At 40.7% G+C, this 11,844-nt stretch carries 11 protein-coding genes; all 11 read left to right on the top strand.

Annotation, left to right across the window (positions count from 1 at the left end; translation table 11 throughout):
- The 11 genes from ACZ5L8_RS06720 to ACZ5L8_RS06670 all read left to right on the top strand — a co-directional run bounded on the left by ACZ5L8_RS06720 (nucleotide 1) and on the right by ACZ5L8_RS06670 (nucleotide 11,829).
- A complete protein-coding gene (locus ACZ5L8_RS06720) occupies nucleotides 1-765 on the top strand; it encodes a glycoside hydrolase family 16 protein (protein ID WP_464440497.1) in 765 nt (254 codons plus the stop codon).
- Between the two features lie 124 nt (nucleotides 766-889).
- Nucleotides 890-1,930 (top strand): substrate-binding domain-containing protein, encoded by a 1,041-nt coding sequence (locus ACZ5L8_RS06715; protein ID WP_464440496.1) that lies wholly within the window; start codon nucleotides 890-892, stop codon nucleotides 1,928-1,930.
- Nucleotides 1,931-2,065: 135 nt separating this feature from the next.
- Entirely contained in the window at nucleotides 2,066-3,436 is a 1,371-nt protein-coding gene (locus ACZ5L8_RS06710) for a 3-keto-disaccharide hydrolase (RefSeq protein WP_464440495.1), read from the top strand.
- A 10-nt stretch (nucleotides 3,437-3,446) separates the two neighbouring features.
- A complete protein-coding gene (locus tag ACZ5L8_RS06705; protein ID WP_464440494.1) occupies nucleotides 3,447-4,787 on the top strand; it encodes a Gfo/Idh/MocA family oxidoreductase in 1,341 nt (446 codons plus the stop codon).
- A 3-nt stretch (nucleotides 4,788-4,790) separates the two neighbouring features.
- A complete protein-coding gene (locus ACZ5L8_RS06700) occupies nucleotides 4,791-5,978 on the top strand; it encodes a Gfo/Idh/MocA family protein (RefSeq protein WP_464440493.1) in 1,188 nt (395 codons plus the stop codon).
- The gene (gene uxaC, locus ACZ5L8_RS06695; RefSeq protein ID WP_464440492.1) at nucleotides 5,971-7,416 is read left to right on the top strand and encodes a glucuronate isomerase; all 1,446 of its coding nucleotides are present in this window, start codon (nucleotides 5,971-5,973) and stop codon (nucleotides 7,414-7,416) included. Before ACZ5L8_RS06700 ends, uxaC begins: the two co-directional genes overlap by 8 nt.
- Nucleotides 7,416-8,426 carry a PfkB family carbohydrate kinase gene (locus ACZ5L8_RS06690; protein ID WP_464440491.1) on the top strand — a complete coding sequence of 337 codons (1,011 nt, stop codon included), beginning with the start codon at nucleotides 7,416-7,418 and terminating at the stop codon, nucleotides 8,424-8,426. The genes uxaC and ACZ5L8_RS06690 overlap by 1 nt, the downstream gene beginning before the upstream one ends.
- 2 nt (nucleotides 8,427-8,428) lie before the next feature.
- Complete coding sequence (locus tag ACZ5L8_RS06685) at nucleotides 8,429-9,100, top strand: bifunctional 4-hydroxy-2-oxoglutarate aldolase/2-dehydro-3-deoxy-phosphogluconate aldolase (RefSeq protein WP_464440490.1); 672 nt, start codon at nucleotides 8,429-8,431, stop codon at nucleotides 9,098-9,100.
- Nucleotides 9,093-10,070: a TRAP transporter substrate-binding protein gene (locus tag ACZ5L8_RS06680; protein ID WP_464440489.1), complete on the top strand. Its 978-nt coding sequence runs from the start codon at nucleotides 9,093-9,095 to the stop codon at nucleotides 10,068-10,070. The genes ACZ5L8_RS06685 and ACZ5L8_RS06680 overlap by 8 nt, the downstream gene beginning before the upstream one ends.
- Nucleotides 10,070-10,543 carry a TRAP transporter small permease gene (locus tag ACZ5L8_RS06675; protein WP_464440488.1) on the top strand — a complete coding sequence of 158 codons (474 nt, stop codon included), beginning with the start codon at nucleotides 10,070-10,072 and terminating at the stop codon, nucleotides 10,541-10,543. Before ACZ5L8_RS06680 ends, ACZ5L8_RS06675 begins: the two co-directional genes overlap by 1 nt.
- Nucleotides 10,540-11,829, top strand: a complete 1,290-nt coding sequence (locus ACZ5L8_RS06670; protein ID WP_464440487.1) for a TRAP transporter large permease — start codon at nucleotides 10,540-10,542, stop codon at nucleotides 11,827-11,829. The genes ACZ5L8_RS06675 and ACZ5L8_RS06670 overlap by 4 nt, the downstream gene beginning before the upstream one ends.
- The last annotated feature ends 15 nt before the right edge of the window (nucleotides 11,830-11,844 follow it).

Here is an 11,844-nt window from a genome sequence, read left to right as displayed (position 1 = left end):
ATGAGAAATTTTGTATTTATTCTTTTGTTTTTGCCTTTAAGCATATTCGCTCAATCTGGAGGTGTTTTAGTTTGGCAAGAAGATTTTGATGGTGATGAGTTAGACATGAACGTTTGGAATTTTGAATTAGGCAACGGTTGTCCAAACATTTGCGGTTGGGGTAATAATGAACGCCAATTCTACACCAAAAAAAATCATGAGCTTAAAGATGGTTATTTGATCATCACAGCAAAAAAAGAAGACTCGATCTATACATCTACACGTATCACGACTCAAGGTAAAAAAGAGTTTAAATATGGTCGTATGGAAGCTCGTGCCAAAGTTCCTGTAGGACATGGTATTTGGCCTGCATTCTGGATGCTAGGTTCTAACATTGGTGAAGTAGGCTGGCCACGTTCTGGTGAGATCGATATTCTAGAATATGTAGGTAGACAGACAGATACGGTTTACACAACTTTGCATTTGCCTGTGGGGTATGGTGAGAATGCTTTATCAAAGCAAACCCGCATGCCAGATATAGAAGAAGGCTTTCATACCTATGCGGTAGACTGGTCACCTGAAGAGATCGTATTTCTGGTAGATGACAAGAAGGTATATTCATATTCAGTAGATGAGAAAACCGAAGAGAACTGGCCGTTTGATCAGCCATTCTATTTCATTCTCAATGTAGCGGTGGGCGGTAACTTTGGCGGTCCAGATGTAGATGATTCAATTTTCCCACAACAGTATATTGTGGATTATGTAAGAGTATTTAAAACCAATTAAATATTTGATTACTTGTTAGCTTATTGCAGAACCCTCATTCGTAAGTTTGAGGGTTTTGTTTTGGCTTAAAGCCAAAAAATTAAATGAGTTTACCTATTTTAGATTTTTAATAAGCTCCACAATTTTGACGTTAAAAGAAATTGCCAAATTAGCCAACGTTTCTCAGGGAACCGTAGACCGCGTAGTACATGAACGCGGTAGAGTGTCACCCAAAACGAAAGAAAAGATCTTAAAGATCTTAAAAGAAGTGAACTACAAGCCTAATATTTATGCGCGAGGTTTAGTTCTTAATAAGACTTATGAAATCGTTGCTTTACTGCCAGAGTTTGTTGAAGGTGAATATTGGCAATTACCTACTCTTGGAGTTTTAAAGGGAGCAAAGGATCTGGAACAATTTGGTGTTAAGCTCACTATCTTATCCTTTGATCAGAAGAATGCAGATAGCTTTCTTCATCAGGTAAATAAAGTTTTGGCGATGAAACCAGATGGAGTTATTTTAGCTCCTGTTATAAATGTTGAAGCTTTAAAACTTACTGAAAAGCTTGCAGAGATCAATACAAAGTTTACCATAATAGATTCTAATCTCGACACAAACAAATCTTTAAGTTTTGTGGGGCAGGATGCATATCAAAGCGGTAGACTTGCTGCGAGTTTAATGATCCCTAATTTAGAACAGAGCAAGACGATTCTTATAATATCAATAAAGAGCAATGAGAATCACAATAGCACTTTAAAAAAGCGCATAGATGGCTTCTATTCTTATATCAACGAAAGTGAGGACAATATTGATCTAGGACGATTTAATATTGATGAGCGTGATAAGAGTTGGTATAATGATCTACAGAACTTAATTACAGCCAGCAACGCAACAGGTATTTTTGTTCCTAGTTCTAAAGTGCATCATGTAGCAAAGTTTCTAGAAAATGCTGATAAGAAAATACATCTTATAGGATACGATCTTATTGCAAAGAATAGTTTTTACCTAGAAAAGAATGTAATTAACTACATCATAGGGCAACGTCCAGAAAATCAAGGTTATATTGCGATGTATAATTTTTATAGAGCATTGATCGCTAAAGAGGAAGTAAAAAATCTTCATTACTTACCTATAGACATAATTAGTAAGGAAAACCTTATGTATTATAAGGATGATATCCTCAATTAGTGATTAATATATCAGTAATCTTATTAATTCTTAAAGTAATACTTAGTTAAAAAGAAAACGTTTTAGTAAGTTAGCTTCATAAAGTTTAATTAAAAGCGTGTTCGTACACATAATTTAAAATCTAATAAAAATAGAATGAAATCAAGACGAACTAAACTACTGTCAGTTATTGTCACAGGTCTATTATTTACGGCTTGTGAGAATGCTCAAGAAGTTAAAGATCCAAGTATCGCCCTTTTAAATGGCAAAGATCTATCTGGCTGGAGCCAAAAGAACGGCGAAGCAAAGTATGAGGTTAAAGATGGAATGGTCGTAGGAACTACGGTTTCAAACACGCCAAACTCTTTTATGACCACAGATAAAGTGTACGGTGATTTTATTCTTGAATTAGATTTTAAAGCTGATCCAAGTATGAATTCAGGAATACAGATACGCAGCGAAAGCAAACCGAATTATCAAAATAACCGAGTGCATGGGTATCAGATAGAAATAGACCCTTCTGAGCGCGCATGGAGTGGTGGAGTGTATGATGAAGCAAGACGAGGATGGTTGTATCCTTTAACGCTTAACACTTCCGCGCAAAGCGCCTACAAAAAAGATGACTGGAATCATTATAGAATTGAAGCTATTGGTGACACGATCCAGACTTGGGTAAATGGTGTAGCTGCCGCAAATCTTGTTGACGATAAAACCAGCGAAGGATTTATCGCGCTTCAAGTACATGCCATAGGCGGTGATGATGAACCTGGCAAACAGATCATGTGGAAAAACGTGAGAATCATAACTGATAGTTTAGACCAGTATAACATGAAAAGTGACGCACCACTTTTCAATACAAAAAACCAACTTACAGAAGCAGAGAAAAAAGACGGCTGGAAGTTGCTCTGGGACGGTAAAACCACTAATGGATGGCGTGGAGCAAAGTTGGATAATTTCCCTGAAAAGGGATGGGTTTTAGAGAATGGTAATCTTATTGTGAAATCTACGGGCGGTGCAGAATCAGCTGCCGGCGGAGATATCGTTACCACTCAGAATTATTCAAACTTTGAGCTTAAGGTTGATTTTAAACTTACTAAAGGCGCTAACAGCGGAATTAAATACTTTGTGGATCCAGATCTTAACAAAGGTTCAGGTTCGGCAATAGGGCTTGAGTATCAAATCTTAGATGATGAGAATCATCCGGACGCAAAACTGGGGAATCATGATGGTAGCCGTACAGTTTCTTCATTATATGATTTGATCAAGGCAGATCCTAAAAAACCAATTAATGCCATTGGTGAATGGAATACAGCCAGAATCGTTTCTAACAATAACCATATTGAACATTGGCTTAATGGCGTAAAGGTTTTAGAATACGAAAGAAAAAGCCCAGAATACCTTAAACTGGTCTCTGAAAGTAAGTATGCAAAATGGCCAAACTTCGGTGGATGGGATGAAGGTCCTATTCTTTTGCAAGATCACGGTGACCACGTTGAATTTAAGAACATAAAAATCAAACCACTTTAATAGCATTTTCATGACTTCAAGAAGAGATTTTATTACAAAAGCTGCTCTAGGCGGCGCGGCTGTAACCCTTGGCGGTTCTGCTATGGCGATGCCTGCAAAGAGCTATAGAAATATCATAGGGGCCAATGACCGATTGAATATTGGTATCGCTGGTTTAGGAAGAAGATGGGGCGGCTACATTGAGCCCATCATCAGGAAAGAATCTAATGTAAAATTGCTTTACCTCTGTGATGTTATGGTGAGTCAGCGAGAAAGAGCATTGAAGCATTTTCATGAAAAGAGTGGTTATAAGCCAGAAATCATCAACGATATGAACCAAATTCTTGATGATAAGGATGTGGATGTGTTTATAAATTCTACTCCAGACCACTGGCATACCCCAGGAGCTATCCTGGCAATGAAGGCCGGTAAGGATGTTTATGTTGAGAAGCCATGTAGTCATAATATGTGGGAAAACGAATTGATCGTTGAAGCAGCAAAGAAGTATGACAAGGTTGTGCAAATGGGTAATCAACAGCGTTCTTCAAGCCTTTCGCAAGAGATCATAAAAGAAATTCATAACGGCGTTATAGGCAAGCCATATAAAGCAGTTGCTTTTTATACAAATAGTAGAGGTGAAGTCCCGACGCAAAAGAAAGCTGCGCCACCGCAAGGTTTAGATTGGAATTTATTTCAAGGTCCAGCTCCGCACAGAGAGTATACAGACAATACTTGGGATTACAACTGGCATTGGTATGGTTGGGATTTCGGGACTGCAGAAGCAGGAAATAATGCAACGCATGAGTTAGATATCGCAAGATGGGCTTTAGGAGTAAATTATCCTTTGCATGCTGATGTATGGGCAGAAAAACTCCAGTTTGAGAATGACGGTTGGGAAATGTATGATACCATGCAGGCAACGTTTAAATTTCCAGAGGGGAAAATAATAGAATGGGATGGCAAGAGCCGCAACGGTTATGATACGTATGGCGCTGGTCGCGGAACGATAATTTACGGTAGCGAAGGTTCAGTATTTATTGATCGAGGAGGATACAAACTTTTTGACAGGGCAGGTAAAGTTGTAAAGGATTCCTCATCGGCTACAGCCGAAGCAGGCACAGCACTTGGTGGCGGTGGCGATCTTACTACTGGTCACATGGTAAACTTTTTTGACGCTGTACGCGGAAAAGCTAAACTCACTGCTCCCATCGATGATGCAACGGTAAGTATGGCCATGGTGCATTATGCGAACCTTGCGTATAGAACAGGTAAAGGTTTTGACATTGATGACAAAACCGGAAAGATTTATGACAGGGATGCCATGAAACTTTGGGGCCGTGAATATGAAAATGGTTGGAAACCTCAAATCTAAACTATGAATAGAAGAAATTTTGTTGTAAAAAGTAGTCTGGCCGGTGCTGCCTTAGCTAGCTCTGGTCCGCTTCTGGGCAACATTTTAAATGCGAATGAAACAATAAATGTAGGCGTAATCGGTACAGGAGATCGTGGCGGAGGTATTATTTCGCTTATCAATCAAGTGCCAAACCTTAAAGTGGTTGCATGCTGCGATATTTTGGCGTTCAGGCTAGAAAATGGTCTGAAGCGTGCCGGAATAAAACGTGGATATGCTGACTACAAGAAGATGCTTGACGAAAAGGACATCGACGCTGTAGTTGTTGCAACGCCATTTAGCACCCACGCTGCGATTGAGTGTGATGCAATTGCTGCAGGCAAGCATGTATATGGTGAGAAAACCATGGCAAAAGGCTTTGATGGCATTCACAAATTACTCGAAGCAAAAGACTCAAATCTCATTTTTCAGACGGGGCATCAATACCACAGTTCACGTCTGTACACGCATGTTGTGGATATGATTCGTGATGGAAAGGTTGGTAAAATAACCGCTTTTGAATGTCAATGGAATCGTAATGGTGACTGGCGTAGAGCTGTGCCAGACCCAAAATTTGAAAAGCTAATCAACTGGCGTATGTACAAAGAATATTCTGGCGGCCTTACGGCAGAATTATGTTCTCACCAGATTGATTTTGTGAATTGGGTTACGGGTAATGTGCCGCTTCAAGTTTTTGGAACTGGAGGGATAAATTACTGGAAGGACGGTCGTGAAACCTACGATAACGTGCATCACATTTATGACTATCCAGAAGGAATACGGGCCAAATTCACTTGCTTGACCTCTAATGCCATGGGAGATTATGGCATCAAGGTTATGGGTGACAAAGGAACTATAATGTTAGATTACTCAAAAGCCTGGTTCTATCCTGAAGGAAAGGAAAATAAAGTGATTGGTGAAGTTGACGGCGTTGCGGGAGCCACCGTAACCTGGGAAGCCGGCAAAGGTATTCCTATCACGATAGATCATCAAGACCCTACCAAGCAGGCCTTGATGGATTTTAGAGATTCAATAAAGAACAACAAAGAGCCTGAGAGTAGCATGCAAACCGGTGCAAAAGCCGCGATGTGCGTGCAAATGGCTTTAGACTCAATGTACAACAACGAGATTGTAAAATGGGAGGACAAACACAGCAAATGGCTTCATGTTTAACCTCACAAAACAATCCCTAACCGAGACAAGAACGATGAAGAATCGTCCTTTTATTACAGATAATTTCTTGCTGCAAAACAGCTTTGCAGAAGAGCTTTATCACAACTATGCTGCGCCGCAGCCCATCATTGATTATCACAATCACCTGTCTCCGCAATTGCTTGCAGAGAACAAGCCGTTTGAAAATTTGACCAAAGCCTGGATTGACGGCGACCATTATAAATGGCGTGCCATGCGCGCCCTAAAGGTGGATGAAAAATATCTTACGGGCGATGCGAACGATAAGGATAAGTTTTTGGCTTTCGCCAAAACAGTTCCGCTCGCAGTGCGTAATCCTCTGTTTCACTGGACGCATCTAGAGCTCAAGCGCTATTTTGACGTTGATGAATTGCTAAGTGAGAAAAACGCAAGTGAAATTTATGATTTGGCTACAGCCAAATTGCAACAATATTCTCACACTCCGCAAGGGCTTTTGAATCAAATGAACGTAAAGTTTGTTTGCACAACAGATGACCCTACAGATGATTTAAAACATCATCAAAACATTGCGGGTCAAGATATTGACCTTAAAGTCAGTATGGCATTTAGACCTGATAAAGCTTTGAAAATTAGCGATGAAGATTTCGGTGATTATATCGTTAAATTGGCTGAAGTTGCTCAAATTGAGATTGATTCTTTTACAAAACTTCAACAAGCTTTACTTGCCAGAATTGATTATTTCCATGAAAATGGATGCAGGATTTGCGACCATAGTTTAGACAGCATGCCTGTTGCTGATGCTACTTCGGCAGAGGTAGATGCCATTCTTAAAAAGCGATTACAAGGTGATGGAATTTCGGCGCTTGACGCAGAAAAGTTCACAAATGTTTTGCTACGCTTTTTGTGTGAAGAATATCATGACCGCGACTGGGTGCAGCAGTTTCATTTAGGGCCGTTGCGCAATAATAACAGCAGAATGCTACGAGAATTAGGTCCTGACACAGGTTGGGATTCTATCGGTGATTTTTCGCAAGGTGTCGGACTTTCTCGTTTTCTAGATTATTTGGACAATAAGAACAAGTTGGCAAAAACCATCATTTATAATAACAATCCTGCAGATAATGCGGTGTTTGCCACTATGGCTGGGAATTTTAATGACGGCAGTATAAAAGGTAAAGTGCAGTTTGGTTCTGGCTGGTGGTATTTAGACCAAAAGCAGGGAATGATTGACCAAATCAACACGCATTCTAACATGGGCTTGATAAGCACGTTTGTTGGGATGTTGACCGATTCTAGGAGTTTACTTTCGTTTCCCAGACATGAATATTTTAGACGGATTTTGTGTAATCTTTTTGGTGAAGATATGCAGCGTGGCGAACTACCGCAAGACCCTGAATTCATTGGGAAATTCATCAAAGACATCTGCTATTTTAACGCTAAAGAATATTTTAATCTCTAATGAAAAAGCAGGGTAAAATAGTCACATTTGGTGAGGTTATCATGCGCCTCAATCCACCGTATAAATTAAAAATGCAGCAGGCGAAGCAGTTGGATTTCACCTTTGGGGGCACCGAATTTAATGTTGGTGCTTCCTTGGCAAACTTTGGGCATCAAGTAACGCACGTCAGCGCACTTTCAGACGATTTTGTAGGTGATGCGGCGTTTCGATTTATAAACGGATTTAAGGTTGATTCAAAGTTTATCACCCGAAATGTAAATCCGCTAGGGCAATATATTCTTGAAGAAGGAATCGGGATGCGCCCCGGGCAAATTGCATACAATCGTTTGCACGGCGCTTTCGCAAATATCAATCCGGCAGATTTTGATTGGGAAACCATATTAGAAAATGCGGATTTCTTTCATTGGACGGGCATAACTCCGGGCATTTCAGAAGATGCGTTGATAGCGTTGAGGGATGCTTTGGCTGTAGCCAAAAACAAAAAAATACAAATAACCTTTGACCCAACCTACAGAAGTAATCTTTGGAAATACGGTCAAGATGGGCAAAAAGTTCTTAAAGAACTAGCTTCATCGAGCACAATTTTATTGGGAAGCGTAAGTGAAATCAATAGTTTGATTGATACAGATTATCCTGAAACAGAAGAAGGTTTCAAAAAAGCAGCTGTAGGTTTAATACAGAAAATCCCAAATATTCAGAAAGTTTTTGGGAAGGTTCGTGCGGATAAATCGGCTAACAATCACTCGATTTGTGGACAAGCTTTTAATGGAGAATACATCAAAGCCGAAACTATTAAAATCACCGAGATTGTAGATAGAATAGGCACTGGCGATGCTTTTGCGGCCGGAGTCATTCATGGTTTACTTACCCAAGATGATGCGTTTGCGCTTAAATTTGGACTTGCGGCATGTGCCATAAAACACACGATTCCCATGGATATCAATTTGGCGAAAGCCCATGAAATAGAAGAAATTATGAACGGCAACCTGAAAGGCAGACTTAAGCGGTAAGCATGGCAAAATCTAAAGAAGAAATAAAGGATTTGATAGGTTCAACTGGGATGGTGCCCGTGTTTTATCATGCCGATTTTGAGGTTTGTAAAAACATCATTCAGGCGTGTTTTTCTGGTGGTGTGCGAGTGTTTGAATACACAAATCGTGGCCCGGAAGCTTTGGCTGTTTTTAAAAATTTAGTAGAGTTTGTTGATAAGAATCTTCCTGAACTAGTGCTAGGAATTGGTTCTATTGTGGATGCAAAATCTGCTGAGGAATTTATTTTGGCTGGAGCCAAATTCATTGTCTCACCTATCTTAAATCCAGCAGTCGCCGAAGTATGTGAAAAACACAATATTCCTTGGTCGCCAGGCTGCGGAACGGTAACAGAAATTTATAACGCACAGCAATTAGGAGCTGATGTTGTCAAGGTCTTCCCAGCATCACAAGTCGGTGGACCGGGATTTATCAAAGCCGTTAAAGGGCCGATGCCGTGGTCAACCTTAATGCCCACCGGCGGCGTAAAACCAGAGCGAGAAAACATAGAATCCTGGTTTAAAGCTGGCGCCTTCTGCGTGGGAATTGGCTCTGCACTGTTTCTAAAGAAAGCTGATGGAACTTTTGATTATGAAAAGATTGAAGCCCTTACATCTGAGACCATTCAAACGATAAAAACTATCAAAAGTGCTTAGATTTTTCAAAAACATATGCGTTGCGGTTTTGCTTGTAGCTTTTTTTGGCTGCAGCCAAAAAAACGACGTTACGGTTATAAATCTTGCACACGGCCTGGATACAAAACACTCTGTACACAAGGCGATGGTTTTTATGGGAGAGCGCCTCGCTGAAAAGTCAAATGGAAAGTTAGAAGTACATATTTATCCTAATCAACAATTGGGTTCAGAGCGTGAACTTGTTGAACTCTTACAAATAGGAACCGTAGGAATGACAAAGGTTTCAACGGCTACGATGGAGAATTTTGTGCCAGAATTTAGAGTGTTGGGAATGCCATATTTATTCCGGGATGGTGAGCATATGTTTAGAGTTCTAGAAGGCGAAGTAGGAGAAGAACTTTTGCAAGAAAGTACAGATAAACGCTTGTTGGGATTGGCTTTCTACGATTCTGGTGACCGTAATTTTTATGCTAAGAAACCCATTAAAACTCCAGACGACCTCAATGGGATGAAAATTAGGGTGATGCCCAGTAAAACGGCTATCAATATGGTGGAAGCTTTGGGCGGTTCTGCGACACCGATTTCGTGGGGAGAACTATACACTTCGCTACAGCAAGGTATTGTGGATGGTGCAGAAAATAACCTTCCAAGTTTTTACTTGAACCGTCATTATGAGGTGTGTAAATATTTTACAATGGACGGTCACACTGCGGTTCCTGATGAATTGATAATCAGCACACAGGTTTGGGAAAAACTCAGCGAACAAGAAAAAAAATGGGTTAAAGAAGCCGCGATGGAATCTGCGCAATATCAAAAGAAACTCTGGAAAGAATCTGAGGATGAAGCTCTAGAAGGAATCAAAGAAGCCGGTGTAGAAATCATCGAGCCAGACAAAGAATTATTCAGGGCAAAAGTTGAGGAAATGTACAAGGAATATGAGAAAGACCCGCAACTCAAAGAAACCGTAAAACGAATCAAAGCCGTACAATAATGCAGTTTAAAAAGATACTCGACAAAATTCTTGGGTCGCTACTCATCCTGCTTATGGCGACCATGCTATTAAGCGTTTTATGGCAAATTTTCACGCGTTATGTGTTGAATTCGCCCAGCTCGGTAACCGAAGAATTATCAAGATTCACCTTTATCTGGATGGGAATTTTAGGCGCTGCGTATGCCAGCGGACAAAAAATACACGTCACCATTGATTTGCTTTCGCCAAAATTGAACGAAAAACAACAGCGCTTTGTACAAACGGCAATCGCAGTTTTGATAATGCTTTTTTGCCTTTTGGCCTTGGTCATTGGCGGTGGAAATCTAGTTTACATAAACCATTTTCTTGGTCAGCAAAGCGCCGCGCTCAATTTGCCATTATCCACGGTATATTCAGTGTTGCCGCTAGGAGGCGTCATTATCATCATTTACAAATTGATTGAATTATTTCAACCTAAAACCCAGCATTCATGAGTTACGAAATTCTTGTTTTGATAATTTCATTTGTTTTCTTGTTGGGCATAGGCGTTCCCGTGGCGTGGAGCATCGGGATTTCATGTTTGTTAACGCTCATGATCGCGGTTGACCCAGTTGCGGGTTACACCACGATTGCGCAGCGTATGGCGACCGGTCTAGATAGTTTCTCGCTGCTAGCGATACCTCTTTTTATTCTCGCTGGTCAAATCATGAATCAGGGCGGGATTGCAAATAGGCTTATCGCTTTCGCGAAAGCGTTAATGGGGTCATTGCCCGGCGGCTTGATCTATGTAAACGTAGTAACGGCAATGCTTTTCGGGGCGATTTCTGGCTCGGCAGTGGCGGCAACGTCTGCCATAGGTGGCGTGCTGGGACCACACATGGAAAAGGAAAATTACTCCAAGGAATTTGGTGCCGCGATAAACATTACATCTTCCACAACAGGATTGATAATACCGCCGTCTAATGTGCTGATCGTTTATTCATTGGCGAGTGGCGGGGTTTCAGTAGCGGCGTTGTTTTTAGCCGGTTACATTCCCGGGATTTTACTAGGCCTGGGTATGATGATCATGGCTGCTTTTTGGATTAAAAAGAAGAAATATCCTCGAGGAGAACGCAGTAGCACAAAACGAGTTTTGACAACATTTATAGATGCTTTGCCTAGTTTAATGCTTCTTGTCATTGTGATTGGTGGAATCGTAGCAGGGATTTTTACAGCCACCGAAGCTTCAGGAATTGCGGTGCTTTACGCCTTGATTTTATCCTTTATTTATAGAGAAATCAAACCATCGGGATTGTCTAAGATTTTCTTGGATTCGGTTTGTACCTCTGCGATTGTGATGTTGCTTATCGCGACGTCTATGAGCATGTCTTGGGTAATGAGTTTTGAGGAAATTCCGCAGACGATTAGCCAGAGCCTTGTAGCGCTAAGCGATAACAAGTTTGTGATTTTGATGATTATCAACCTCATTCTGCTTTTTGTAGGAACTTTTATGGATATCACACCAGCCGTTTTGATTTTCACACCTATCTTTTTACCTGTGGTGACAAGTTTGGGTATTGACCCAATTCATTTTGGGATAATGATGGTAATAAATCTTTGCGTGGGGCTTTGTACGCCGCCGGTAGGTTCAGTTTTATTTATCGGTGTGGGTGTGGCTAAAACATCAGTTCAAAAGGTTTTAAAACCACTAATTCCGTTGTATGCCGTGATGGTGCTGGTGCTTATTCTGGTAACAGCGGTTCCGGCAATCAGTATGTGGTTGCCCAGTTTATTTGATTAACACTAAACCAAAAAA

It is taken from the genome of Leeuwenhoekiella obamensis, assembly GCF_055391795.1.
This window is presented reverse-complemented; position numbering and strand designations above follow the sequence as displayed.

Excerpts from the sequence above, each read along its gene's own strand:
- uxaC (WP_464440492.1), top strand. The coding sequence starts at position 5,971 with ATGTTTAACCTCACAAAACAATCCCTAACCGAGACAAGAACGATGAAG.
- ACZ5L8_RS06685 (WP_464440490.1), top strand. The coding sequence starts at position 8,429 with ATGGCAAAATCTAAAGAAGAAATAAAGGATTTGATAGGTTCAACTGGG.
- ACZ5L8_RS06705 (WP_464440494.1), top strand. The coding sequence starts at position 3,447 with ATGACTTCAAGAAGAGATTTTATTACAAAAGCTGCTCTAGGCGGCGCG.
- ACZ5L8_RS06690 (WP_464440491.1), top strand. The coding sequence starts at position 7,416 with ATGAAAAAGCAGGGTAAAATAGTCACATTTGGTGAGGTTATCATGCGC.
- ACZ5L8_RS06670 (WP_464440487.1), top strand. The coding sequence starts at position 10,540 with ATGAGTTACGAAATTCTTGTTTTGATAATTTCATTTGTTTTCTTGTTG.
- ACZ5L8_RS06720 (WP_464440497.1), top strand. The coding sequence starts at position 1 with ATGAGAAATTTTGTATTTATTCTTTTGTTTTTGCCTTTAAGCATATTC.
- ACZ5L8_RS06700 (WP_464440493.1), top strand. The coding sequence starts at position 4,791 with ATGAATAGAAGAAATTTTGTTGTAAAAAGTAGTCTGGCCGGTGCTGCC.
- ACZ5L8_RS06710 (WP_464440495.1), top strand. The coding sequence starts at position 2,066 with ATGAAATCAAGACGAACTAAACTACTGTCAGTTATTGTCACAGGTCTA.
- ACZ5L8_RS06675 (WP_464440488.1), top strand. The coding sequence starts at position 10,070 with ATGCAGTTTAAAAAGATACTCGACAAAATTCTTGGGTCGCTACTCATC.